The sequence below is a fragment of the Anaerosinus sp. genome, assembly GCF_965318445.1.
Window position 1 is genome coordinate 138,109 of record NZ_CBDNNH010000004.1, and the last position, 25,178, is coordinate 163,286.

Annotated in this window: 22 protein-coding genes, 1 tRNA gene and 1 other annotated feature; of the genes, 1 reads left to right on the forward strand and 22 read right to left on the reverse strand. The window is 32.7% G+C overall.

The genetic code is table 11. The features are described 5' to 3' along the window. Nucleotides 1-5 precede the first annotated feature (5 nt). The 21 genes from ACWZFG_RS03920 to ACWZFG_RS04020 form a co-directional block, all read right to left on the reverse strand. Nucleotides 6-620, reverse strand: a complete 615-nt coding sequence (locus ACWZFG_RS03920; protein WP_177503186.1) for an MBL fold metallo-hydrolase — start codon at nucleotides 618-620, stop codon at nucleotides 6-8. Nucleotides 621-738: 118 nt separating this feature from the next. Next, on the reverse strand, nucleotides 739-2,943 hold the full coding sequence (locus ACWZFG_RS03925) for a RelA/SpoT family protein (protein ID WP_177503188.1): 2,205 nt from the start codon (nucleotides 2,941-2,943) through the stop codon (nucleotides 739-741). Between the two features lie 170 nt (nucleotides 2,944-3,113). After that, nucleotides 3,114-6,692: a single-stranded-DNA-specific exonuclease RecJ gene (gene recJ, locus ACWZFG_RS03930; protein WP_455577125.1), complete on the reverse strand. Its 3,579-nt coding sequence runs from the start codon at nucleotides 6,690-6,692 to the stop codon at nucleotides 3,114-3,116. Nucleotides 6,693-6,852: 160 nt separating this feature from the next. Next, nucleotides 6,853-7,752, reverse strand: a complete 900-nt coding sequence (secF, locus tag ACWZFG_RS03935; RefSeq protein ID WP_147668283.1) for a protein translocase subunit SecF — start codon at nucleotides 7,750-7,752, stop codon at nucleotides 6,853-6,855. Then, entirely contained in the window at nucleotides 7,739-8,971 is a 1,233-nt protein-coding gene (secD, locus tag ACWZFG_RS03940; RefSeq protein WP_177503192.1) for a protein translocase subunit SecD, read from the reverse strand. Before secD ends, secF begins: the two co-directional genes overlap by 14 nt. Nucleotides 8,972-9,057: 86 nt before the next feature. Further along, on the reverse strand, nucleotides 9,058-9,723 hold the full coding sequence (locus tag ACWZFG_RS03945) for an HD domain-containing protein (RefSeq protein WP_147668279.1): 666 nt from the start codon (nucleotides 9,721-9,723) through the stop codon (nucleotides 9,058-9,060). After that, complete coding sequence (locus ACWZFG_RS03950; protein WP_147668277.1) at nucleotides 9,695-10,060, reverse strand: hypothetical protein; 366 nt, start codon at nucleotides 10,058-10,060, stop codon at nucleotides 9,695-9,697. Before ACWZFG_RS03950 ends, ACWZFG_RS03945 begins: the two co-directional genes overlap by 29 nt. A 12-nt stretch (nucleotides 10,061-10,072) precedes the next feature. Further along, on the reverse strand, nucleotides 10,073-10,777 hold the full coding sequence (locus tag ACWZFG_RS03955; RefSeq protein ID WP_177503197.1) for a SpoIIE family protein phosphatase: 705 nt from the start codon (nucleotides 10,775-10,777) through the stop codon (nucleotides 10,073-10,075). 43 nt (nucleotides 10,778-10,820) lie between these two features. Continuing rightward, a complete protein-coding gene (locus tag ACWZFG_RS03960) occupies nucleotides 10,821-11,417 on the reverse strand; it encodes a 5-formyltetrahydrofolate cyclo-ligase (protein ID WP_455577126.1) in 597 nt (198 codons plus the stop codon). A gap of 1 nt (nucleotide 11,418) precedes the next feature. Beyond that, nucleotides 11,419-11,721 carry a preprotein translocase subunit YajC gene (yajC, locus tag ACWZFG_RS03965; RefSeq protein ID WP_147668271.1) on the reverse strand — a complete coding sequence of 101 codons (303 nt, stop codon included), beginning with the start codon at nucleotides 11,719-11,721 and terminating at the stop codon, nucleotides 11,419-11,421. Between the two features lie 67 nt (nucleotides 11,722-11,788). Continuing rightward, complete coding sequence (gene tgt / locus ACWZFG_RS03970) at nucleotides 11,789-12,898, reverse strand: tRNA guanosine(34) transglycosylase Tgt (protein ID WP_455577127.1); 1,110 nt, start codon at nucleotides 12,896-12,898, stop codon at nucleotides 11,789-11,791. A gap of 765 nt (nucleotides 12,899-13,663) precedes the next feature. Next, nucleotides 13,664-14,701, reverse strand: a complete 1,038-nt coding sequence (gene queA, locus ACWZFG_RS03975; RefSeq protein ID WP_455577128.1) for a tRNA preQ1(34) S-adenosylmethionine ribosyltransferase-isomerase QueA — start codon at nucleotides 14,699-14,701, stop codon at nucleotides 13,664-13,666. 32 nt (nucleotides 14,702-14,733) lie between these two features. Beyond that, complete coding sequence (locus tag ACWZFG_RS03980; RefSeq protein WP_177503203.1) at nucleotides 14,734-15,276, reverse strand: epoxyqueuosine reductase QueH; 543 nt, start codon at nucleotides 15,274-15,276, stop codon at nucleotides 14,734-14,736. Nucleotides 15,277-15,291: 15 nt separating this feature from the next. Next, the gene (gene ruvB / locus ACWZFG_RS03985; protein ID WP_177503229.1) at nucleotides 15,292-16,305 is read right to left on the reverse strand and encodes a Holliday junction branch migration DNA helicase RuvB; all 1,014 of its coding nucleotides are present in this window, start codon (nucleotides 16,303-16,305) and stop codon (nucleotides 15,292-15,294) included. A 2-nt stretch (nucleotides 16,306-16,307) separates the two neighbouring features. Further along, nucleotides 16,308-16,910: a Holliday junction branch migration protein RuvA gene (gene ruvA, locus ACWZFG_RS03990; RefSeq protein WP_177503205.1), complete on the reverse strand. Its 603-nt coding sequence runs from the start codon at nucleotides 16,908-16,910 to the stop codon at nucleotides 16,308-16,310. After that, complete coding sequence (gene ruvC, locus ACWZFG_RS03995) at nucleotides 16,907-17,401, reverse strand: crossover junction endodeoxyribonuclease RuvC (protein WP_177503207.1); 495 nt, start codon at nucleotides 17,399-17,401, stop codon at nucleotides 16,907-16,909. Before ruvC ends, ruvA begins: the two co-directional genes overlap by 4 nt. Nucleotides 17,402-17,645: 244 nt before the next feature. Then, nucleotides 17,646-18,209 carry a BofC C-terminal domain-containing protein gene (locus ACWZFG_RS04000; RefSeq protein ID WP_147668259.1) on the reverse strand — a complete coding sequence of 188 codons (564 nt, stop codon included), beginning with the start codon at nucleotides 18,207-18,209 and terminating at the stop codon, nucleotides 17,646-17,648. 254 nt (nucleotides 18,210-18,463) lie between these two features. After that, a complete protein-coding gene (locus ACWZFG_RS04005; protein WP_177503209.1) occupies nucleotides 18,464-19,204 on the reverse strand; it encodes a YebC/PmpR family DNA-binding transcriptional regulator in 741 nt (246 codons plus the stop codon). A 73-nt stretch (nucleotides 19,205-19,277) separates the two neighbouring features. Beyond that, nucleotides 19,278-20,501, reverse strand: coding sequence for a tyrosine--tRNA ligase (gene tyrS, locus ACWZFG_RS04010; protein WP_177503211.1), 1,224 nt, complete (start codon nucleotides 20,499-20,501; stop codon nucleotides 19,278-19,280). Nucleotides 20,502-20,602: 101 nt separating this feature from the next. Next, nucleotides 20,603-20,833: a binding site (T-box leader), on the reverse strand. Between the two features lie 150 nt (nucleotides 20,834-20,983). Then, complete coding sequence (locus ACWZFG_RS04015) at nucleotides 20,984-22,219, reverse strand: tyrosine-type recombinase/integrase (RefSeq protein WP_455577129.1); 1,236 nt, start codon at nucleotides 22,217-22,219, stop codon at nucleotides 20,984-20,986. 247 nt (nucleotides 22,220-22,466) lie between these two features. Further along, nucleotides 22,467-23,741 (reverse strand): AbiH family protein, encoded by a 1,275-nt coding sequence (locus ACWZFG_RS04020; protein ID WP_455577131.1) that lies wholly within the window; start codon nucleotides 23,739-23,741, stop codon nucleotides 22,467-22,469. A gap of 290 nt (nucleotides 23,742-24,031) precedes the next feature. On the opposite strand from ACWZFG_RS04020, the gene ACWZFG_RS04025 reads away from it, so the two are divergent. After that, nucleotides 24,032-24,247, forward strand: coding sequence for a hypothetical protein (locus ACWZFG_RS04025; protein ID WP_177503215.1), 216 nt, complete (start codon nucleotides 24,032-24,034; stop codon nucleotides 24,245-24,247). 795 nt (nucleotides 24,248-25,042) lie between these two features. Here ACWZFG_RS04025 and ACWZFG_RS04030 read toward each other — a convergent pair. After that, nucleotides 25,043-25,118, reverse strand: a tRNA-Asn gene (locus ACWZFG_RS04030). Nucleotides 25,119-25,178: the final 60 nt, after the last annotated feature.

Below are 25,178 nucleotides of genomic sequence, written 5' to 3' on the forward strand. Positions count from 1 at the left end.
ATTATTTATGACAAAAATTGATTATGCATACGCTCCCAGCCTATCGTCGTAGAAGGACCATGTCCCGGTAAGACACGTGTATCATCAGGCAAAATTAAAAGTTTTTCCGTAACACTATGTATTAATCCTTGCATAGAGCCACCTGGAAAATCCGTTCTACCGATAGATTCTGCAAATAATGTATCTCCACTAAATAGTATACCATCTGTATATAAGCAAATTCCACCTTTTGTATGGCCTGGCGTATGAATCACTTTTAAAATAATATCACCAATATTTACAGTATCTCCAGAATTTAAGATTCTATCAGCTGGATAAGATTCTATACTTTCGCCTAAGAAAACAGATAGATTTAAGCGCGACTCTAATAACATTTGTGCATCATCGCGATGAATTAATATATCGGTATGTGTTGCATCCTTTATTTTTTTATTTGCACCGATATGATCTGCATGCCCATGTGTATTAATAATTGCAATAACCTTTAGATCCCCTATTTTATCTAGTATCGCTTTTGCATTAGCACCAGGGTCGATTACTGCCGCTTCTTTAGTTCTTTCACATGAAACAATATAGCAATTCACACCTAAATCACCCACTACCAGTTGTTCTATTTTCATAAATTTCTCCTTATATTCATTTAATGCAATAGCTAACGGAATCATTGTGCTTCGCTACGAGCACCTCTTTAGACAAAATTAGACACCGTAAGCTCTAGATTAATCATCTGAATTCAATTTATTTATCAACATTACCAATCGATCGATAAACGCTATAAACATCTTTTAGCCGCCTAAATTTCGTCATAATATGTTCAATTTGCTCAGCATTACTTACATTGAGGCCCATGATTACTGTTGCCGTCTTATTTTTGTGTGTCCGCGCATTGATCGAGCTTATATTAATTTTCGATTCGGCAGGAACCATCATCAATGAAGTTAAAACACCAGCTTCGTCATTACAAATAATTTCAATTGTCACCGTATAAAGTTTATCAACATTAATATCCCATGAAACTTCAATCATTCTATCAACTTCATCATGCGAATTTAAAACATTCGGACAATCCGCTCTATGAACAGAAACACCTCTCCCCCTAGTAATATATCCAGTTATTGAATCCCCAGGAATAGGATTACAGCATCTTGCCAAGCGAACTAATAAGCCACCTTCACCTTCCACTAATATTCCATGATTTGCTTTATTCTTTACATTTCGAGGCTTTAGCCCCTCTAGCATTTGCGAAATATCTGGAGGAGTTGCGCTCCTAACGGCCTTTTTATACAACTCAATTAATTTTGTCATAATTCCATTGACTGTCACACCACCAAAGCCAATAGATGCTAATAAATCATCTTCACTCAAAATATTTAATTTTTTTGCAACTTCTTTTAGTCGATCATCCTTTAATAGCTCTTTACTTTCATAGCCAAGTCGCTTGCTTTCCTTTTCAATCAAATCTCGTCCACGTTCAATATTTTCTTCACGTTTTGCTTTCTTAAACCATTGTCTAATTTTATTTTTAGTTTCAGAAGATGCAACTATATTCAGCCAATCCATACTTGGTCCATTATTTTGTTTATTTGTAATAATAGATACAATATCTCCATTTACTAATTTATATTCCAAAGGAACAATCTTGCCATTTACTTTCGCCCCAATACAACGATGACCTACATCTGTATGTATACGATAAGCAAAATCGATAGGAATAGAACCTGCTGGTAAATCGACTACATCCCCTTTAGGAGTAAACACAAAGACCTCATCGGAAAACACATCAACTTTTAATGCTTCAACATATTCTTTAGGATCACTTACTTCCTGCTGTAAGTCTACAATTTGACGCAACCATGACATTTTTTGATCATAATCTTTTGCTGCGCCAGCACTTTTTCCACTCTCTTTATATTTCCAATGTGCCGCAACCCCATATTCAGAAACTTTATGCATAGCAAAGGTCCTAATTTGAATCTCTAAAGGACAGCCACGTGAGCCAATTACCGTTGTATGTAAAGATTGATACATGTTAGATTTCGGCATTGCTATATAATCTTTAAATCTGCCAGGGATAGGTTTCCATAATGTATGTACCATTCCTAAAACGCCATAGCAATCTTTTACATTATCCACTAGAACTCGAACTGCCGATAAATCATAAATTTCACTTATATCTTTATTGCCTTTTTTCATTTTTTTATAAATACTATAAAAATGTTTTGCCCGCCCTTGAATTTCAGCTTTTATCGAAACACTATCGAGTTTTTCCTTTAGCACTTGAATAGCATCATCAATAAAGGCTTGTCTTTCCTGACGTTTTTGTTTTACCTTCTCTACCAGGTCATAATACATTTCTGGTTCAAGATATCGTAAACACAAATCTTCGAGCTCCCATTTAATGCTTGAAATCCCCAAGCGATTTGCTAAAGGAGCAAAAATTTCTAAAGTTTCACGTGCAATTCGCTGTTGCTTGGCTAAAGGCATAGACTTTAATGTACGCATATTATGCAATCGATCCGCTAACTTTATCAAAATTACTCGAATATCTTTTGCCATTGCTAAGAACATTTTCCTGTAATTTTCCAACTGCTGCTCTTCTTTTGATTTATATTCCATTCGATTTAATTTAGTAACACCGTCAATCAGCATGGCAATTTCTTCGCCAAAATTTTCTTGCATTTCATCTAATGTATAAGATGTATCTTCAACAACATCATGTAATAATGCAGCACTAATCGTTAATGCATCAATTTGAAGTCCAGCCAAAATTTGCGCAACACCAACTGGATGATGTATATAATCTTCTCCAGACATCCTAAATTGTCCTTTATGTGCATTGTTAGCAAAATCATAAGCTCTTTTGACAAGTGCAACAGATTCTTCTGTTTGATAAATTTCAATTTTCTTGACTAGTTCTTCTATAGTATTTATATGATTTTTCATTTTGTTCAACCCCATTATACTAAAGTTACATTATTATACATTAGATTTTCCAATGACTAATCCGTTCATCTAATAAAATAAGCAATTCACCAGAAATCAAAGATTTTGATTTCTACTTATAAAACTCTACCTGAATCATATATTATTTTATTGTCATTCGATCTCTTCCACTACATAATAGTCTCTTCATCTAATGGATAGATAGGTCGATTAACACAATTTAATAATCTATTGCTTGTAGCTGTCATCGCGAAATTTGCAAAAGACTCAAATTCAGCCCTAACATGAATTCCCTCACAAAAAGTACTGGAACTTTCCAAATCCAGTTTTTGATCCGGTTGTGGATTAAAAACTATTTTTCTTTTATTCCCAAAAGTTTCACGCCAGATTAAACCTAATTCTTCTAATATGCGCAAACAAATGCTAATACTAGCGCTACTAACAGCCTCATGATATCGATTTTCTATTTGCTTTGCTAATTCTTCATTTGTAGATGTAATAGCCTGCTCGTTATTTAAGTTCGCTTTCAAATTCATGTAAACTCTAGCAATTAAATCTCTAATCGGTGCTTTCTCTTTTAAAATTAACTGATTAAAACTAATATCATTTTTACCATATAACAAATGAATCATACCACGAATACCATCTCTTCCTACACGTCCACATTGCTGATTAAAAGAAACCATATCAAATGGTAAATGAAATAAAACAATATGACGAATATCAGGTAAATCTATCCCTTCTCCAAATGCACTTGTTGCAACAACAACATTTATTTCACCATTGCGGAACCAATCTTCAATTTGAACTCTCCACTCATTACTAAGTCCCGCATGATAAAAAGCGATTTTTTCTCGCATCAAAATATTTTTTTCTCGTAACTGACTTGCTATTTCTACGGCTTTCATTCTACTATTTACAAAAACTAAAACTTTTTCTTCTTTATTGATAATTCGATTAACTTCTTCTATTTTATCACTCATATTACGTAAATCAGATATCATTAAATTTTCTCTAACTGTTTTATCAATAATTATTTTCTTTATTGATAAAGTGTGCTTTATACATTTTACAGTTTTGCTGTCCGCTGTTGCCGTAACAGCCAAAACTTTCGGATGATTTAGTCTATTTATAATAGTATTTAGTAATTTATAAGCAGATCTCTTTGCGCCATCTGCAATATGATGACATTCATCTATTACTAAAAATCCAATTTTTCTCTTTGTATTTGAAATAAAATCTAAATGGGCTAATAAAAACTCTGGTGTAGTCAATAATATATCGACTTTCCCAAATTGTAAAGCTGTAAATAACTCCGCACGTTCCTTAGTTAGTAACGTTCCATTTCCTTTGTATATGTTAAGATCAAACGCCATTAATTTTTTTGTAATACCGATATATTGGTCATTAACTAGGGCCCTTAGAGGATATACAATAATCGTCATTTGATCCCGCATTAAGGCCATTTCAGCCGCATAACTTTGAAAAATCGCTGATTTTCCTCGTCCAGTTCCCATAATAGTTAGTGTATTATTTCCATCAGATAAAGATTTTAATGTATCTATTTGCTTCCCATGATATTCAAAGCTTCCGATCAAAGCTTCTTTTATCTGTCTAAACGTAAACTCTTTTTCCTTAAAAAAATTCTTCTTAAGTTTATCAAAGTTATTTTCAATCTTACTAATTAATACATTAACTCCGTAAGATTGATTTTCTCGTCCCGTAATCGCGGTAACAATAATTTCATATTCCGCTAAATCTTGATCAATTTCCTTCGCTAAAAATTTTGCTAAATCAGCTTTTAAAAATCCTACGTCTTTACCCTTTACATCTTTAATTAAAATTGCATTTGCATCAAATGAATTATTTGGCTGCCTTTCTAAGAAAAGTTCTTCCCCCGGCTTTAAGTTACGTATTATATCTTGACGATTATCAAACGTAACTCCAACCAATTTCGTGAAAAACTGTTTTGCTGAACCAATATCTGCATATTTTTCAATTTGATTTGCAGTTAAATATAGTTGATCCAATTTAGATTTTTTTATTTGACTATCCCTTATATCTTCAATAATAAATTGAAGATTTTTTCGTCCTTGCCACTCATTAATAATCGGTTTAAAAACGATATCTATTTTAGTATCTGGCAATAAGGAATCAATTAAATCACCGCGTTGCCAAAATACACAATCTCTGTTTATGATTCCATTACGAATTTTAAATTTCAAATGATTCCTATTTGCTCCTAACAGAAAAGTTGAATCTATCGTATTCTCATAGGAAATAAAAACAGGTTTCTTATTTCCTATTCCATAAGGTTCAAGTAAATTTAACTCATTTAATAATTCTTCGTCTACCTCAGATAAATTTACTTTTTTATCTATAAATAAATTGGGAATATAATCATCATCATTTAAATCGCGTTTGGCAATATCATTCAATCTTTGTCGAAGCAATTTAATATTTTCGGACAAAATACTAAAACCTGCAGCAGCTTCATGCCCACCATACTTAATCAATATATCTTCACATTCTGCTAAAGCTCTATGAATATTAAACCCTTCAATACTACGACAAGAAGCTTTACCTATCCCATCTATCATAGATATAACAACTGTCGGCTTATAATATTTTTCCAATAAATTAGACGCTACAAGACCAATTACGCCTGAATTCCAATCTTCGCCAACGATTACAAGTACATTTTCATTACACAAATGAAATCTAGTAACATAATCTTCAGCCTCTTTTAATAGCTCTTCTTGAATGGCTCTACGCATTTTATTTTCATTTTCTAATTGCTCTGCTAGCATTCCAGCCTCATTTAAATCATCAGTCAAAAGTAACTGTACTGCACTAAACGCACTACTTAAACGCCCCACTGCATTTAATCGCGGCGCAATACCAAATCCTATTGTAGCTGTATTTATCTCACGATGATTAGAATTACAATTTTGCAATAATGCTTTTAATCCTAAATTTGATGTCTGCCGCAATTGCTCTATTCCCAATGCAACAATCAAACGATTCTCTCCAATTAATGGCATCAAGTCTGCAACAGTTCCTAACACTGCGATATCTAAAAAATTTTTAAACTCTTCATTTTTCAAACGTAACCATAGCGCCTGACAAAGTTTATAAGCAACACCTACACCAGCTAAATGTTTTTCTGGGTACTCACACCCCATCTGATGCGGGTTTAAAATTGCAAATGCAGCAGGTAAATTTTCTGGCGGCTGATGATGATCTGTAACGATAATATCTATTTTTCTACTTGTTTCGCCAATTTCATAAGTTGAACTAATTCCACAGTCGACAGTAACAATTAACTTAATTTCTTCCGCAATAAAATTATTTAACGCTTCTAGATTTATTCCATATCCTTCGCTTTGCCGTTCTGGTATATAAAAGTCCACATTTGCTTCCAAACTCCTTAATACTTTAACGAGTAAAGAAGTTGCAGATATTCCATCTACATCATAATCTCCGTAAACTATGATTTTTTCTTGTTTTGAAATCGCTTTAATAATTCTCTCAACAGCTTTATCCATCCCTTTCATCAAGAAAGGATCATGAAACTTCTGCTTTTGGGGATATAAAAATTCCGTTACTTTTTTTATATCTGTATAGCCCCGTTGAATTAATAATTCCACTAAAATTTCAGATATATTTAAAATCGAAGCCAACTCATTCTTTAAATCAATTTTTTCTTCAGGCAAAATCCATTTTTTCATTTGCTTTATCATTCTCATCACCAAACCTTTATTACAAAACCGAAAAATAAAACTATTATCTTAAAAAAACTTAATTTTATAATATTCGCGCAATCATGACAAAATCCTCTACAAAAATAAAAGCATCCACATTTTAGTAGATGCTTTTATTTTTGTATTATCGTATCTTAGCGTTCAATTAAGCCTTTAACGTACGATTTTTATCTGCATAATGTCTAAATGTAACCCATAGTGGTGTAGACGTAAAAATAGAAGAATACGCACCAGAAGTAAAACCAATTAATAATGCAAAGGAAAAATTCTTCGTTGTTTCTCCACCAAAAAAGTATAGAGCTGCCGTAGTAAACAATACAGTAAGAACTGTGTAAATAGATCTTGTCATCGTCTGCCAGATACTATTATCTGCTAGTTCAACTAAGTCTCCGCCCTTTCTGTAATGCAGCTTAAGATTTTCTCTAATTCTATCAAAAATAACAATAGTATCATTCGTAGAATATCCAACAATTGTCATTAATGCAGCAACAAAAGATGCATCAATCTCTTTTTGGAATATAGAAAAAACACTTAATACAATAAAAATATCATGAATTAATCCTACAATTGCCGCAATTGCAAATTTTAATTCAAATCGATAGGAAATATATGCCACAATCAGCACCCAAGATAATAAAGTTGCCCATATTGCTTGCCATGTTAATTCAGAGCCCATAACAGCGCCAACACGTTCTGTTCGCAATACATTATAGTCACCAATTTTTTCTTTCAAAGCATCCAAAACTTCACGTTTTTGCATTTCTTCTAAATCTGAAGTTCTTATCATAACATTTTTAGCCGAATTTCCATTTTCTGCACCAGCTAATTGAATCATACTATTGTCAAGCCCATAATCTTTTAAAACATCTCTAACTTCCTGAACAGTGACTGGCTTATTAAATTCTAAATCAACAAGAACTCCACCAGTAAAATCAATTCCTAAATTAAAACCTTGTGTAAATATAGAAAAAATTCCCGGCAGAATAATTAGAATCGAAAGTATGTACCAAATCTTACGTCTACCGATGATGTCAAACTTCATCATTTTTCTTCACCCCCGGTGCACCAAAAAATCTATCATTCGTAACAACTCTAGAAGCAATCAATAATTTCAATAAATATTGAGTAAATGTAACCGCTGAAAACATACTAAGAACAATTCCTAATCCTAAAGTAACTGCAAATCCTTTTATTGTACCAGTTCCCATAAAAAACAATACAACTGCCGCTAAAAAAGTTGTTACATTAGAGTCAAGAATCGTAGCAAATGCTCTAGAAAAACCAGCATCCATTGCTGCCATTAAAGTTTTTCCAGCTCTATGCTCCTCTTTAAATCTCTCAAAAATAAGTACATTTGCATCGACCGCCATACCAACAGATAGTATAATACCTGCTATACCAGGTAAAGTTAATGTCGCATCTAGCATTTTTAAAGAAAATAATAGCATGAGAACATATGCCATTAAAGTTATATTGGCAATAAAGCCAGACAAACGATAAAACGCCAGCATAAAAATGATAATTGCTGCGATACCTACAGTAAATGCAAACTCACTCTTATCTTTTGAGTCTTGTCCCAATGTTGGACCTACAGTTCTAGTCTCAACTATATCTACTTTTACAGGAAGAGAACCAGAACGTAATAAAATTGCTAAGTGCTGCGCTTCCTCAATTGTTCTAGAACCAGTAATAACAGCTTTTCCACCTGTAATCGGTTCGTTTACGCGAGGATTCGTCAACATTTGCTTATCTAATAAAATAGCAATTGTCTTACCGACATTTTTTGCTGTTAATTCAGCGAACTTTTTACCGCCTTCATCAGAGAACTCTAACGCAACCATATTTTGATTCGCATGATCAATTTGCGCTTTCGCATCTTTTAGATCAGTACCTGTTAATACAGTATTACCTTGTTCATCTTGAAATTCTAACATTGCTGTTTTCCCTAAAACAGCAATTGCTTCTTCAGGATCTTTAATTCCCGGCAATTCAACAATAATTCTTCGTTCGCCTTGTCTTTGAATAATCGGTTCTGTTAATCCCAGCTCATTAACACGTTTTTCAATAATTTTGACAACTCTTTGCACCGCATCTTCATTTACCTGTGCTTCTGGTGTGTCAACTGCTTCAAGAACAACATGTGTCCCTCCTTGTAAATCTAACCCTTGCTTAATTGAGTGTGCTAGTGGTGAAACATAATAAAAAAACACACCAACAATCACAGCAATTATTGCTACAAGTTTAGCGAAACTATTCTTTCTCAACTGCGTCTCCCTCCAAATACTCTCCAATTTGTACCTGTTCATTATAGCGATGTTTGAATAGCGATGTCAAATGAAAAGATAAATAATTATAATAATTCATTTCCATTTATCACAAGTCCAAAGCGGCAATCTAAAAAATTAGCCGCGCGTCTACACATCATCATCCTTGCTAAAAATATCTCAAAATATTCCATAACCGGGCAAATCTTAGTATCAATTGATAATAGTAATTTAATCGTTTTATCCTTTTTATTTACTTCAAGATCTGCACTTTCAGCCGCAAAATTTACTCGATCATGAATTTCAAAGGTTGCGAAATCAGTGTTTGTTACACGCGTACGATGTACATCCGATTTATCTGCCAAAATTAAAGCTGATGCAACATGATTTACAGCATTTCCTCTTTCTTCTTCGTGATTTCCAATCGCTGAAATAACCAACGCAATTTCTTCAGGTGGCATTTTTAATCTAGATAAAATATTATACGCCATAACTGCTCCCATACCACCATGATTAAATCGATTAATCATATTTGCAATATCATGCAGATATCCTGCAATCTCTGCAAGTTCACAATCACGTTCAGAAAAATCTAAATCCTTTAAAACATTTCTAGCACGTCTAGCAACGATTGATACATGACGTTTCCCGTGCTCAGTGAAACCTAATGTTCCTAAATATTCAGTACTGCATTTTAAATACACACCAATTTCCTCATCTTTTCTAAGCGTTTCTATCGTTATTCTCGACATTGTTTGTCCTCCTAATAAAGTCTAATACTTTTTGAACAACCATCTCTTTGCTTAATGAGTCTGTTTGGATATATAAATCAGCATTTTCTCTAGCATCTTTTAATCGTTCATGTTGAACAACAAGCCGCCCTTGATCCCATGTTACTTTTCGCCTTTTTTTAATAGTCTCTAAAGTAGCATCAATCATAATTAAAAAATCCGGATTTCTTTTTTGCCAAAATTTTTTAATACAAGAGTGTTCTTGTGCTACATTGTATGCCTCAATACCATTGGAGCGTAGACTCTCAACTAAAGTAGTTTTCCCTGATGCACAGACACCAACAATCGCAACCAACATCCTTAATCACCCTCAATATGGGAAAGAAACATGAACACGCCTTATTTTGTTATTATATTCTTTCCCACTTATTCCCATAACCACAACTGTCATATCATCTCCTGGCCTATTATCATCTAGTTCTAGTGCATATTCTAAAATTGCATTTGCAATAAAATCAACATCATCAACATTATTTTCTTCAATTATTTTAATAATATGTTTAAAATCAATTTGTTTTCCACGCTTTTTTCCTGCTGAATGAATTCCATCTGTATATGAAACTAAAATCGTTCCAATTTCTAATGGTATCTGATAAATTAAAGGCTTTGTATGCTTATGTACACCAATGGGATTAACCCATTCATCATATACTGTTAAATATTCATTGGCTTTTACAATAACCGGACAATTTGAATTCCTGCTAATTACAATTGTCTCTGTATCCAAATCAGCACTTAATATTGTTAGCGTTGAAGATACTTGTCCGCTTTTAACTGCATATAAAAAATCATGTACAGCTCTGGCAACAGCACCATCACGTGCACCATCTGTTATAAGTGTTACAGCTTTATTTACAACTAACGTACTCGTATTTTTAGCAGATTTACCACTCCCTTGCCCATCAGCAAGTATAGCAGATATTCCACCTTGTGCTCTTTCCGCCACCTCAGCACTATCACCAGAATGAGAAACAGCATACTTCGTTGTTTTTGCCATTCCGACTTTTATTTCCATAACCTATCTCCTATCGAAAAGCAGGCAAAATATAGCTAAATCGCTATATTTTGCCTGCTTTGCAATCTGTAATACAATCTTTTGTTACAATATAATCCATTACATAGTCATGTGCTTCAGAAGGAACGTCAGATACAATTTGACATGAAAAAGCTAAAGCTACTAACTTAGCAGAAATAGCTTTTGATAGAAAACGATCGTAAAATCCTAACCCCATTCCTAAGCGATGACCTGCATAATCAAAAGCGACTCCAGGTAGCAAAATAAGCTCAATCTTCTTAGGATCCACTATACGAAGTTTATTTGAATCTGGCGCAAGAATTCCAAACTCCCCAATAACTAGATCAGATAAATCTTCTATATAAGCAGCAATCATAATTCCAGATCTATCACGAACAAAAGGAATGCATAATTTTTTTCCATCATTTATCACTGTTTTCATCAAAGACAAAGTTTGGACTTCATCTTTTAGAGAGACATAAGCCATAATCAGATTAGAGTTTCTATAATAATCTGAATTAATAATATTTTGATAAATAGTTTTACTTTCAGATGCTTTGATATCTTCTGATAAAGAATGCCTTATCTCTAACATTTTTTTACGTAAAGATTTTTTGCACTGAATAATTTCATCTTCCATTTTATTCTTCAGGTATTCTCTTTTCATGACTAATATTTTTACTGATAGATGCCTTTGCAACTTCAATCTCAACTTTTTCTGCGACTTTCATCAAGACAGTATTATTTTTTATTGTACTAATCTCTCCATACAAACCACCAATAGTGATAATTTTATCGCCTTTTTTCAGATTTCCTAACATATCTTTTATACGACTTTGTTCCTTTTTTTGTGGCTTATACAATAAAAAGTAAAACAAAACCACCATTAACAGTATTGGACCATATGACATGATCAAGCTTGACATCTCCGGACTTAATTCCATAAAAAAACCTCCAAAAAAATTTATAAACACGAACATTTATCTATTCGACAATACTACTAAAATTCCTTTATTTCTTGTAATTCGCTATAAAATCACTTCTAAATTCTACAAAGGAATCCTCTAAAATGGCCTCACGCATTTTTTTCATAAAATTAATCAAGAAATATAAATTATGAGTAGTCATTAAACGTAACCCAAAAATCTCATCCGTTCTCATTAAATGCCTGATATATGCACGCGAAAAGTTTCGGCATGCATAACAATCACATTCTTCATCAATCGGTCTAAAATCATGCGCATACTCTGCATTTTTTATCACTAGCCGCCCTTTAGCAGTCATTGCGGTACCATTTCTAGCCACACGGGTTGGAAAAACACAATCAAACATATCAATTCCATGCAATACACCTTCTACTAGACAATCGGGAGTTCCAACGCCCATTAAATAGCGCGGTTTATTAGCTGGAAGCTGACAAACAGTATGTTCAAGAATTTCATACATTAAGTCTTTTGGTTCTCCTACGCTAAGACCACCAACAGCATACCCAGGAAAATCCATCTTAACTAAGTCATGAACACTCATAGAACGTAAATCTTTGTACATTCCACCTTGTACAATACCAAATAAGGCTTGGTCCTCACGTGTTAACGTATTTTTACATCTTTGTGCCCATCTCGTTGTACGCTCTGTAGATTTCTTTGCATAATCATAATCCGCAGGATAAGGTACACATTCATCAAAAGCCATAATAATATCTGCACCTAATGCCATTTGTACCTCTGTAGCACGCTCTGGCGATAAAAATTGCTTTGATCCATCTATATGCGAACGAAATGTTACGCCTTCTTCTGTAATCTTTCTTAGATCGCCTAAACTAAAAACTTGAAATCCCCCACTATCTGTAAGTATCCCACGATCCCAGTTCATAAATTTATGCAAGCCTCCAGCTTCTTTTACCAAGCTGTGTCCTGGACGCAAAAACAAATGATATGTATTACTCAATATAATACCTGCTCCCATATCTTTCAATTCATCTGGGGACATTGACTTTACAGTTGCTTGCGTTCCAACTGGCATAAAGATTGGAGTATCAAATGTTCCATGCGGAGTATGTAATTTCCCCGCCCTCGCTCCAGTCTTCGAACATTGTTTAATTAACTCATATTTTACAGCCAAAATATATCCTCCTATTACAACTCATATCCAATTTACAAAATACCACTTTTCGCGCTTATACGCATATATTAGGAAAGTATATCAGTATCTAAACATATTTTCAAGACATCCTTCTAGATTAATAAACCGACTAATAAGATTTCTTATGTTCAGTATCTATCCAAATTAAAAAAATTAATTAATATATTTTCCCCCAGTTTCAAAATTAAATACAAAATTAAAAATTTCATTAACCAACTAAACCTCACCATTCATTAAGAATTTATATATAGCTCCAAAAAATACCACCGTAAAAATAAAAGACTATATTCAAAATCTACAAATAGAAATAGAACGTTTTCATTCATTTTAAAATTCAATTTCAATTTATTTTTATCATATTGCTACCATTACCGGACTTCTCATAGATGTAAGGAAGAATAAGAAATCAATCTTCAAATCCCTTTCATCTTCTACTTTTGTAGAGTTTTAGTTTATTTTTAAAATAAACTTACTTTTTCTATTGAGAAATTTGTCGAACTATGTTATGTTTTGTTCATAGAGGGATTTAACACCTTCTTGCCTCCTATCTTCTTTGTGACCAGAAGAAGATAAGTTCATAAAAGTTATTTAGGAAAAGAGTATTGTTTTCTGCTTGCAGTAACACACTCTTTTTCCTATTTTAACCAGCTGTTGATTTTTTACAAAATCTAATGCTCTTGGTTCATCTGACTTTTTTGATCTAATAAAAAGTCCTGTATCTTATTAGATACAGGACTTTTTCTATTATTTAGGTTTCTGGTTTAACAAGAACATTGCATCACCGAAACTAAAAAAGCGATACTTATGCTTTTTTGCTTCTTCATAAGCATGAAAAATATTTTCTTTTCCTGAAAACGCACTAATTAACATAAGTAACGTTGACTTTGGCAAATGGAAATTCGTTACCAGCGCATCTACAATTTTAAACTCATATCCGGGATAAATAAAAATATCTGTCCAACCACTCTTCGCTTCTATAAAATCTTTCTTTTCACTTGCAGATTCTAATGTACGAATTGCGGTTGTTCCAATCGCAATGACACGGTTTCCCCTTTGTTTCGTTAAATTAATTAAATCTGCTGTTTTCTTTGGCAAGGAATAATACTCACGATGCATCTGATGCTCTTCAATCTTTTCTACATTTACTGGTCGGAATGTTCCTAACCCAACATGTAATGTAACAAATCCAAGATTTATCCCTTTTTCTTTTAAATCAGTTAGCATCTCTTTTGTAAAATGGAGCCCTGCAGTTGGTGCAGCTGCTGAACCTCTTTCTTTTGCATAAACTGTCTGATAGCGTTCCTTATCTTGTAATTTTTCATGAATATATGGAGGCAATGGAGTTTCTCCTAATCGATCAAGAATCTCCTCAAAAATTCCTTCATAATGAAATTTTACAATTCTACCGCCAAAGTCGGTATTCTCTATAATTTCGCAAGATAACGCTTCACCAAAATTAATTTTTGCACCAACTCTTGCTTTTTTCCCAGGCTTTACTAGTGCTTCCCACTCATCACCAGTTTTCCGCGACAATAAAAAAACCTCTATTTTTGCACCGGTTTCATCCTTCGTCCCAATAAGTCTCGCTGGAATTACTTTCGTATCATTAAAAATTATCGTATCGCCCGGTTTTAAATATTCTTTCAGTTGATAAAAAATTTTGTGCTCTATTCTTCCTGTTTGACTATCCAATATTAATAGTTTTGAATGATCTCTTGGTTCACAAGGTGTTTGCGCAATAAAAGATTCAGGTAAATCATAATCAAATTCCGATAACAACATGTTTTTATACTCCTTAACTATTTCCGCATAAATTATTTCTTATTTCTCTTTTTATAATAACGATCCCGTTCGCTAAAAATACACCCACAATATGGTTGGCGATATAATTCTAAATTCTTACTTATATCTACCCCTTCATACCAACCAGTACGAAAATCTTCATAAAGGAATTTAATATTTTCTTCTTCCGCAATTCTTTTGGCTGTTGCTGTAATGACTTCATGATTTTGATACGGGCTTACTAAAAGACTTGTCGTAAAGACCTCATATCCATTCTCTTTAGCAAATTTTGCAGCCTGTCTAAGACGAAGTTCATAACACACTATACATCTGCCATTTGGTGCATTTAACGCACTCATTAGAAATGCTTCTAGTGTATATTCGCGATCAACTGTAATCGGCAACTGCACTTTTTCTGCAAATTCTATTGCGGTTTCTAGACGATGTTTGAATTCTTTATATGGATGAATATTAGGATTAAAAAAATACCCTGTTGGTTCATAACCCATATCACGCAATCTTTTTATAGGATAAGCAGAGCACGGACCACAACACATATGTAAAAGCAACTTCATTTTATCACCTGATTTCTATTTTTCTTCTGTTTTTATTGGGATTCCTAGATGTTTGTAAGCTGCCAAAGTCGCAACCCTTCCTCGTGGCGTTCTATTGATAAAACCTAGCTGCAAGAGATATGGTTCATATACATCTTCAATAGTATCCGTTTCTTCACTTATCGCTGCTGCTAAAGTATCAACGCCAACAGGCCCACCACCAAATTTCTCTATAATTGTAAGTAACATTGTACGATCTATTTCATCAAGACCTAATTTATCTACTTCAAGCATAGCTAATGCTTGATCTGCAATAGCATCCGTAATAATTCCATCCCCAGTAATTTGCGCATAATCCCTTACACGTTTTAACAGGCGATTTGCAATTCTCGGTGTTCCTCGCGAGCGCCTGGCAATCTCTAAAGCCCCTCGCTCTTCAATAGCAATATTTAAAATTTCTGCAGCCCGTTTGATAATATGAATTAAGGCTTCTGGCTGATAATACTCTAATCGCGAAATTACACCGAATCGATCACGAAGCGGCGCTGCCAATGCACCAGCTTTTGTCGTTGCCCCAATCAAGGTAAAGGGAGCAATATCTAATCGAATCGAACGAGCACTTGGCCCTTTACCAATAATGATATCGAGTGCGAAATCCTCCATCGCCGAATAAAGTACTTCTTCTACATTTCGCGATAATCGATGAATTTCATCAATAAAAAGTACATCTTTTTCTCCTAGATTGGTTAATAAAGCAGCCAAGTCCCCAGCCCGTTCAATTGCCGGGCCAGAAGTAACTCGAAAATTAACGCCCATTTCATTTGCAATAATCCCTGCCAACGTAGTCTTTCCCAATCCTGGTGGTCCATATAGCAAGACATGATCTAAAGCTTCCTTCCGCGATAATGCAGCTTGTACAAATATGGATAAATTGTCTTTTACTTTATCCTGCCCAATATATTCATGTAAATATCGTGGTCTTAGACTATACTGCCATTGATCAGCACTTTGCTCTTCGCCAATGACTATTCGTTCTTCTTGTAAATCCATCATTACCTTTTAGCAAACTCCTTAAGTACAAATTTTATCGCAGATTCTACAGAATCTATCGATTTTAAATTTTTTAAAATTGGCATAAATTCAGCTTGTGTATACCCCAAAGAAATCAATGCCTGTGTTGTCTCTGTTACAACGTCTTCTTTTCCTTCAAATTCTAAAGAATCTACATTTTCCAACGCATCTTTTTGCTCAGCAATTGCTCCAATTTTATCTGCCAGTTCTAAAATAAGACGTTCCGCCGTTTTTTTACCAATACCAGGCAACTTAGTTAAAATGCTTACCTGTTTTTGTCCAAGTGCCTGACAAAGCTTTTCAACCGTTATCGCAGATAAAATTCCCAATGCAACCTTAGGGCCAATACCAGATACTGAAATCAACTTGATAAATATATCATACTCCATCTGTGTGTAAAATCCATACAACTGCATAGCATCTTCACGTACATTTAAATATGTAAATAAAGTAACCTCATTATTTATGATCAATTGGTTACGGGTAGTTGTAGCGATAAAAACCCTATATCCTACCCCTTGAACATCTATAAAACAGCAATCAATAAACAACTGATTTACCGTACCTCTTAAATATCCAATCATAATTTATTTCTCCAAACTATATTATTTACACAATGGGTTGTACAAATAGCAACTGCCAAAGCATCAGCTACATCATCAGGATGAGGTTTTTTCGGTAAATTCAACAATTTTTCTACCATATAAATTACTTGTTCTTTTGTTGCTTTACCATAGCCAACAACAGCTTGCTTTACTTGTAGAGGCGTTCGCTCTACGACTTCAAGATTATTTGCTGCCGCAGTCAAAAGCACAGCCCCTCTTGCTTGTCCTACAGGAATTGCCGTAGTAATATTTCGATTAAAAAATAGTTGTTCTACTCCCATAATATCAGGTTGATATTCTTTTATTAAAGTATCTATTTCTGTATGTATTTTTAACAGCCTATCCTGTGGTTTACTCTTAGGGCTTGTAATAACTGCACCATAATGAATCGCTTTTAAATGATTTCCCCGCATTTCTACCAACCCGTAACCACAAATTGCAGTTCCAGGATCAATTCCTAATACTAACATTTCTTATCCCCCTACCAAAAGATATTACTTCGACAAATATATGTTCTATTCCTTTTTATCATCACAAACTAGTACAACAAAAAAACGAGCCTGATTTCCGAAAAATTTTTAACTTTTCCGAAAATCAGACGCATAATCTAGAAATTTACAAAATCTTTAATTTTTGTGTAAACTATTGCATTCTTCAGTTAATGTCAATATCTATCAGATAGCTAATAAAACGTGATGCTGTTAACTGTTTTTATTATTTAGACTGTATACCTTCTAAAAATTGAAGCATTTCTTCTTTCGATGAAAATACTAAACCATTTTTAATTTCCTCCAGCGCCTGTGGGTGCAGTTGATCGACAGAAATCATTGTTTGTTCACGTAGCAAAGGCTTATTATCTGGCATTCCAGAAAAAATAGCGATACGCCCCTCATGAATACCAATGAAATTATTATTCTTATGCCATTCACAATAATCATTTACCTGCAAACTCATTCTTATTTTATCCTCTGTAAATAATTCAATATTCCATTGCGGATAAACTTGTTGAAAACTTTTATAATCTATCCCAATACATTCACTGTTAGGAATTATTTCTTGAACAAGTTCATCCTTACACTTTGTATAAAAATATACTTGCTCTATTTGTGTCGATTGCTTTACGCGAATATCATTATCAAATTTACTTACAACTTGATCGTTATGCTCAGCTGTTCTTGTCATAAAAAGGTAACCGATCCCAAGCAATAAGAGAAAACAAATGCTTATACCCGCCATCATCATATATTTTTTCTTATTTAAGGTAATATCATCCAACATAAACACCTCATTATAAAGTATATTGCAATAATTATTACCAAAAATATTAATTTTATACAAATCATTGATAAAATAAGACTAGAATTCAAATAGAAACTTAACTCTATCTTCATTCTAGTCCAACTACTTTAAAGACTCAAGCCCTCTTAAGTTCCACTTATAAAAACTGTAGGCTTATTCACATAAAAACAAAGGTTTTGATTGTATGTCAGTTACGTACTTTCGCTAGATGATCTTTTAATTGTTGAATAAAATTAATCCATTAAATCTTCATCAATATCATAATTTGCATAAACCTCTTGTACATCATCATGATCCTCAAGGGCTTCAATTAATTTTAACATTTTAGTCGCATCCGTGCCTTCTAATTTTACTGTGGTATCAGGAACCATGCTAATTTCGGCTACGGAAGATTCAATATTGTTTTCTTCTAGCATTTTTTCAATCTCATCAAATACTTCTGGTTCACCTGTAATTTCAAAGGAATCTTCTTCGACTTGAAAATCATCAGCACCAGCCTCTAAAGCCAGCATCATCAACTCTTCTTCATTTGCAAAGTTTTCTTTCTCGACAACAAATACACTTTTCTTTTTAAACATCCACCCTACGCATCCGGTTTCGCCTAAATTACCGCCATTTTTTGAAAAGATATGACGTACATCAGCCGCTGTACGATTGCGATTATCTGTCATGACTTCGATCATAACCGCGCTACCACCAGGGCCGTACCCTTCATAAAGCATTTCTTCATAGTTGCTGCCTTCTAAAGCTCCTAACCCCTTCTGGATTGCCCTTTGAATGTTTTCTTTTGGGATATTGTTCGCTTTTGCTTTTGTTAAAGCAAGTTTTAATTTCATATTCCCTGTTGGATCGCTGCCTCCCATGCGAACAGCAACAGTGATTTCGCGAGCTATTTTCGTTGTTATTTTCCCACGTACAGCATCCATTTTACCTTTTTTATGTTTAATATTTGCCCATTTAGAATGTCCTGACATAAATAAATACGCACTCCTTTAATAAAATTGCAAGATATATTTTACCATACTATAGAATCAATCGCAAAATTTCTTATTTTTCAACAATAACTAATCTAAAGTAATTTTTCTTTCCTTTTCTAATCAATGCCGTATTATCGGTAAACATATTCTCCGCAATTTCTAATTCAATACTATTTACTCGTTCATTATTTATGGACAGCCCCCCTTGCGTAATCAAGCGACGACCTTCCCCTTTTGACGCAAAAACTGACTCTCTTGTTAAAACATCTAATAATTTTGCACCTATATCTGCTTTAGTGATCTCAATTGTTGGTGCATTCTCTAAATTTCCTTGTCCAGAAAATAAAGCTTTTGCCGCTTCTTCGGCTTTAAGCGCTTCCTCTTCCCCATGAATTAATTTTGTTACCTCAAAAGCTAAAACTTTTTTAGCTTCATTGATTTCTTGATCTTTTAATGCACCCAGTCGTCTAACTTCATCCATTGGTAAAAATGTCAATAAGGATAAACATTTTTCTACATCTGCGTCATTCACATTTCTCCAATATTGGTAAAATTCATATGGAGAAGTTTTTTCCGCATCTAACCATAATGCTCCACTTTCTGTTTTTCCCATTTTTTTACCTTCACTTGTCGTAAGTAAAGTAAATGTTAAACCAAATGCAGGTTTGCTTTCTTTACGTCTAATCAGTTCAACTCCGGCAATGATATTTGACCACTGATCATCTCCACCCATTTCTAATTTACAGTTATAACGATTATTTAATTCCCAAAAATCATAAGCTTGCATAATCATATAATTAAATTCTAAAAATGTTAAACCTTTTTCCATTCTCTGTTTATAACATTCTGCTGCCAACATACGATTGACAGTAAAATGAGTTCCTACACTGCGTAATAATTCAATATAATTCAAATTTCTTAACCAGTCTCCGTTATTTACAATAAATGCTTTATCGTCAGAGAAATCAATAAAACGTTGCATTTGTTTTTTAAAGCAATCACAATTATGTTGAATAACTTCATCCGTTAACATTCTACGCATATCAGACTTTCCTGATGGATCTCCGATAGTCCCTGTCCCTCCACCAACTAAGCAAATAGGTCTATGCCCCGCACGTTGCATATGTGCCATAACCATCATACCAAGAAAATGACCAACATGTAAACTATCCGCTGTTGGATCAAAACCTATATAAAACGTAACTTTTTCCTTATCAAATAGCTCAATAATCTCGTCTTCATGCGTCATTTGTGCAATAAAGCCACGTTCTTTTAATACATTAATTACATTCATCAATAAACCCTCCAAAGTTTTATAAATAAGATTTTATTTAGGAATTAAGATTTTCTTCATTCAGCCCCTAGTCCCTTAATAAAATAAAAAACTCGCCCCTAAAAAGGGACGAGATAAATAACACCCGCGGTACCACCCAAATAGTATTTTTACAAATACGACTTTGCAGCCTGTAACGGAGCCAACCGAATCCATCTACTCATTACTCAATAAAAATAACTTTCGATTTCTTGCTCATAAGTGTACTTCAAATAAATCGTTTACTACGTTTCACCTTCCCGTAGCTCTCTGAAAAACAAATTCATTTTACTTCTCTTAATCATTGCATTAAAACTATATTGCTAATAATGTATCATATTATAATAGTATAGTCAAATTTATACTATAATTTTACTATACTATTATTAGATTGCCCACTTACATTAGATAATCTTTATTATAGATTTGATTTTGCCACCCTATTTTGTCCACTTGCCACCATTTTATATATGGGTGCTAAATAGCTTTTCTTGTGCTTCTTTAATGTTTTCCGTCTGTACGTGAGTATATATTTTCATTAATGTATCTGGATTTTTCCAACCGCCTATTGCTTGTACTACTGGCACAGGAATGCCTTTCATAATTAACTCTGCTGCAGTTGTATGCCTTATACTATGAAGTGTTATATTTCCTTTTATATTTAATTCGTCAACATATGATTTAAATGACTTCGTAATTGTATCAGGAAAAAGGTGTTGTTTATTTTCTTGTTGAAAAACAAAATCATTTAAATCAAAGTTATCCTTACGCTTCACTGATTCATATTTCATCCTTAACGAAAACATAGTTTTATCAGATAAATAAACAAAATGGATATTTTTATTTTTCGGATATTGCTTTACTTCATATTTTCCTTTTCTAGCCTTTACGATTGTTTGCTGAATCAGAATACCACTCTTTTTAAAATCAACATTGCGCCAAGGCAGTCCTATTAATTCTGATCTTCTACTGCACGACTCAAAATATATTTTAAATAGTAAATAGTAATCATAGCTTTTTGATTTAACGTACTTTAAAAATCTTTGCTTTTCCATCTCATTAAATACATCTTTTTGCTTTGGTATAGTCGGCTTACATTTAATATTAAAACATGGATTTTTTTCTATTACTCCATTATCAATTAAATAATCGAAATAGAGTTTAATCTGCCCAATCGTTGATTTTGTATAACGTGCGGACAAGGACTTTCTATTCCGCCTATTGCCTCCTACACTTTGCATTTTCAAGGCAAGGCTTTTTATATCTGCCTTTGTTATTTCATTCACCTTCAAATGTCCAAGCGTAGGAAATATATGATTGGTCATCATAGCTTCGTTTTTAATCTGCGTTTGTATTTCGGTGAATGGTTTTCTTTCTTGTTCATGCCATAGAAGCATACCCTGTCCTAGAGTAGGAAAATTATTTGGTTCTATGTTATTAGTAGGTTCTTTTTTAACAGTTTGCTTTGCTGACTTTTTTACGATTGGCGGTTCTGTTTGTTGAGGTTTATCCTCTTGTAACTTATCCGTCATTTTGTAGATTTCTAATAATTCTTTCCTAATTAATATAGCCTTATCTAATGTCTTAGCTTGTTTGACTACTTGCTTTTTTATATCGCCTAATCGAATGTTTATTTTTATCTGATAGATTTCCCTATTTTCCCTGTAGGTTATATATTTCATATTTTCTTTTCCTGTCATTTTTCTATGCCCTCCAACATAAGACAGGTTCGCGACACCACCACCATACCATAGGTGAGTATATAAATCCATCTTTTTATGTGGATATAGCAAAAATTAATTTAAAGCACTCTCACTTCCTCTATATTTATTTTTATCTTATTTCTGATAAAATGATAAGTGTATATAAAAATAAACTGCTTAGAATTGATTCTAGGGAGACAAAAAAACCTGCCCTAATAATAAGGCAGGAGTATTTTAACAAATATTATATTTTCACTTTATCATCCGATTGTTTAATAAATTCTATCTTTTTATCTCCAACAAATTCTATTAATTTATCTTTATCTATAACCTTAACCAAATTCGCTATTTGTTGGGCATATGCTTCTTCATTATGATAGTAAATAGTTGTTTTACCTACATTCTTATGTAATATTATATAGTTTAAAATATCTTTATCTGTAACGTCTAAAGAATGTCCAAAAATACAAATATTATGCTTTATTTTATCAGCCGTTGAATTATTGAAAAATCCATCAGGTTTTTTGTCGTTGGCATTTTCTAACCAATCTTTATATTTTAAACCAGTCTTCTTGTGTATTCGTTGAAAATATTTTTTAAATCGAATACAGGAAATATCTTTTTTAATATCTTCATCTTTTTCTATTGTTTCATCTATCCCTAAAACTAGATTATGTTCTCCTGCTTTCCCATGAATAAAATCAACATCTACATTCTTTACAATTTTACAATAAGTATTAGTATAATTAAAACTTATTACCGTATCGATAATTTTACTAAAAATAATCTTTTCTATAGAAATATCATTTAATAAAATATTATCATCAAATAATAATATATATAACTCTAAGCAATCTATAAAATTATTTAAATCATCTTCCAGTTTTTTTATATATTTTTCTCTACCTTCAATATTGATAGCATTATTATATTTAAACAACTCTCCAATCTTTTTCAAATCTTTAAAAGATATCAAAGGTTGCTTTGGATTTTTTTCATTTTCTTCTAAACATTTTATAACTTTTGCAATTTCAGATTCTAAATCAATCCAATTTTCCCCTATAGTTGTTTTAGGCTTAATTTTACTGTAGAAATATTCCAACCATAAATTTTCTTTAAAAAATAACCATTCTAACTTCGGATTATATTCTTTATATTTATTGTATAAATTCTGATTTGAATCTTTAATTTCCAGATTAAATTGATTCTCGCATTTCTTTTTAAATAGGTTTATACATAAATCTATTGGGTTTAATTCTTCTTTAATATAAAGATATTCTGCTTTTAAATTTTGTCCATTTTTCGCATAATATTCATATGATAATTTTTCACTTTTTATAAACTCTTTTAATATTACTTTTTTATCATCACTTAAAAGGATATCTTTATAAATCTTATTATATTCATATTCATATGAATTTTTTAATATCATTATAAACTCTAAAAAATCTTTATATTTAGTTGGTAATCCATGCGCTAAATCAAAACCATTTCCTATAATTAAAATATTTAAATTTATCCCTCATTCTACAAATAATACTATTATTATAGCACATAAAGTTAATGTAAAAATAAATTTGAATAAAAAAATAGTCCTACCAATATAAGTAGGATTATTGGAAAAAATATTATATTTATTATCAATTAATGTAAAAATTGTTTTATTATATGTTATAATAAAAATATTAAAGCGAACACAATCTATTTCTTGATAGATTGATAAATGATTTATGCGTGATGGTCGTTCATAAAATATCATCCTATCTTTGCAACCTTCTATTAACAGTCGGGGAAAGAGGTGATATTCATATGAAAAATTTCGTATTATGTACTGTTGGTATAGCGATACTTCTTGTAGGATGTGCGTTTTTACTATATGTAGATAAAGCTACACCAGCAGATAAGATTTCTTGTGAAATGAACGCTAATTGGGGTAGTGGAATGAAAATTAGTATCACAGGAGAAAGAAGTTCAGAACGAAAAAGACCATCCGCTTTGCCAGAAGCGGACAGTCTTGAAAAATAAAATCTTTGTTTTTTAGAAAAATTGTTTGTGGCGACCATCATTGTGGTTCGCTTCTTTTTATGTCTTCATTATAACGGTTTCAAAACCCTTTGTAAACCCTTTTTTATGTCTCTTTAAATTGTTTACAAATGTTTAAAAAAATATACATCGTTAAAGATAAAAAAGATCCTACTGCCCTAGAATCTAATCCAATACAATGACCTGCATTAATACAAATTTTCATATAATAACAACTCCTATTTAATAGATAAAATAAAAGCGTCTGCAATTTTACAGGTGCTTTATTCTTTATAAATTTATTACTTGTTTTTCGATTTTACTAAAGATTTTCTCTACAATCTCAACAACTAATATATATAATGCATCCCTTGCCTTAATCCAATAATTATTACTTTCCGCAATTTCATTCGTTAATCTTTCAACCAATAAATCTTTACGATTAATTAGCTGACTAACTAATATATTCTTTGCATAATCAACTAATTCATTCTCTACCTCGCCCAGTGTTTCTTTTACAGCTTCATCTGTTGCTGTTTTTATAACATAAAAAAGCAGTTACCCAAATAAATGAATAACCGCCATCGTCGCTGACCTGTATTTTATTATTAAAGCACCGTTTTTCCACCATTTTATTTTACGGTGGCAACTAAGAATGCAGTCAAATCTTTGAAAAACAAATTCATTTTACTTCTCTTAATCATTGCATTAAAACTATATTGCTTTATATCATAGCAAAAATTTATAAATGAGTCAAATTAATAAAATAAAAAGCCTAGCAAAAGCTAGGCAAAATTTTGGCTCCTTGAGTAGGACTCGAACCTACGACCGATCGGTTAACAGCCGATTGCTCTACCAACTGAGCTATCAAGGAATATAACTGGCATCTACCTAACCTCCCAGGACGTTTCCATCCAAGTACTTTCGGCGTGTA

What these genes read in the sequence shown, in the direction of transcription:
- ACWZFG_RS03920 (WP_177503186.1), bottom strand. Translation starts at nt 620, where the DNA reads ATGAAAATAGAACAACTGGTAGTGGGTGATTTAGGTGTGAATTGCTAT.
- ACWZFG_RS03925 (WP_177503188.1), bottom strand. Translation starts at nt 2,943, where the DNA reads ATGAAAAATCATATAAATACTATAGAAGAACTAGTCAAGAAAATTGAA.
- recJ (WP_455577125.1), bottom strand. Translation starts at nt 6,692, where the DNA reads ATGAGAATGATAAAGCAAATGAAAAAATGGATTTTGCCTGAAGAAAAA.
- secF (WP_147668283.1), bottom strand. Translation starts at nt 7,752, where the DNA reads ATGATGAAGTTTGACATCATCGGTAGACGTAAGATTTGGTACATACTT.
- ACWZFG_RS03945 (WP_147668279.1), bottom strand. Translation starts at nt 9,723, where the DNA reads ATGTCGAGAATAACGATAGAAACGCTTAGAAAAGATGAGGAAATTGGT.
- ACWZFG_RS03950 (WP_147668277.1), bottom strand. Translation starts at nt 10,060, where the DNA reads ATGTTGGTTGCGATTGTTGGTGTCTGTGCATCAGGGAAAACTACTTTA.
- ACWZFG_RS03955 (WP_177503197.1), bottom strand. Translation starts at nt 10,777, where the DNA reads ATGGAAATAAAAGTCGGAATGGCAAAAACAACGAAGTATGCTGTTTCT.
- ACWZFG_RS03960 (WP_455577126.1), bottom strand. Translation starts at nt 11,417, where the DNA reads ATGGAAGATGAAATTATTCAGTGCAAAAAATCTTTACGTAAAAAAATG.
- yajC (WP_147668271.1), bottom strand. Translation starts at nt 11,721, where the DNA reads ATGGAATTAAGTCCGGAGATGTCAAGCTTGATCATGTCATATGGTCCA.
- queA (WP_455577128.1), bottom strand. Translation starts at nt 14,701, where the DNA reads ATGTTGTTATCGGAATTTGATTATGATTTACCTGAATCTTTTATTGCG.
- ACWZFG_RS03980 (WP_177503203.1), bottom strand. Translation starts at nt 15,276, where the DNA reads ATGAAGTTGCTTTTACATATGTGTTGTGGTCCGTGCTCTGCTTATCCT.
- ruvB (WP_177503229.1), bottom strand. Translation starts at nt 16,305, where the DNA reads ATGGATTTACAAGAAGAACGAATAGTCATTGGCGAAGAGCAAAGTGCT.
- ruvA (WP_177503205.1), bottom strand. Translation starts at nt 16,910, where the DNA reads ATGATTGGATATTTAAGAGGTACGGTAAATCAGTTGTTTATTGATTGC.
- ruvC (WP_177503207.1), bottom strand. Translation starts at nt 17,401, where the DNA reads ATGTTAGTATTAGGAATTGATCCTGGAACTGCAATTTGTGGTTACGGG.
- ACWZFG_RS04000 (WP_147668259.1), bottom strand. Translation starts at nt 18,209, where the DNA reads ATGTTGGATGATATTACCTTAAATAAGAAAAAATATATGATGATGGCG.
- ACWZFG_RS04005 (WP_177503209.1), bottom strand. Translation starts at nt 19,204, where the DNA reads ATGTCAGGACATTCTAAATGGGCAAATATTAAACATAAAAAAGGTAAA.
- tyrS (WP_177503211.1), bottom strand. Translation starts at nt 20,501, where the DNA reads ATGAATGTAATTAATGTATTAAAAGAACGTGGCTTTATTGCACAAATG.
- ACWZFG_RS04015 (WP_455577129.1), bottom strand. Translation starts at nt 22,219, where the DNA reads ATGACAGGAAAAGAAAATATGAAATATATAACCTACAGGGAAAATAGG.
- ACWZFG_RS04025 (WP_177503215.1), top strand. Translation starts at nt 24,032, where the DNA reads ATGAAAAATTTCGTATTATGTACTGTTGGTATAGCGATACTTCTTGTA.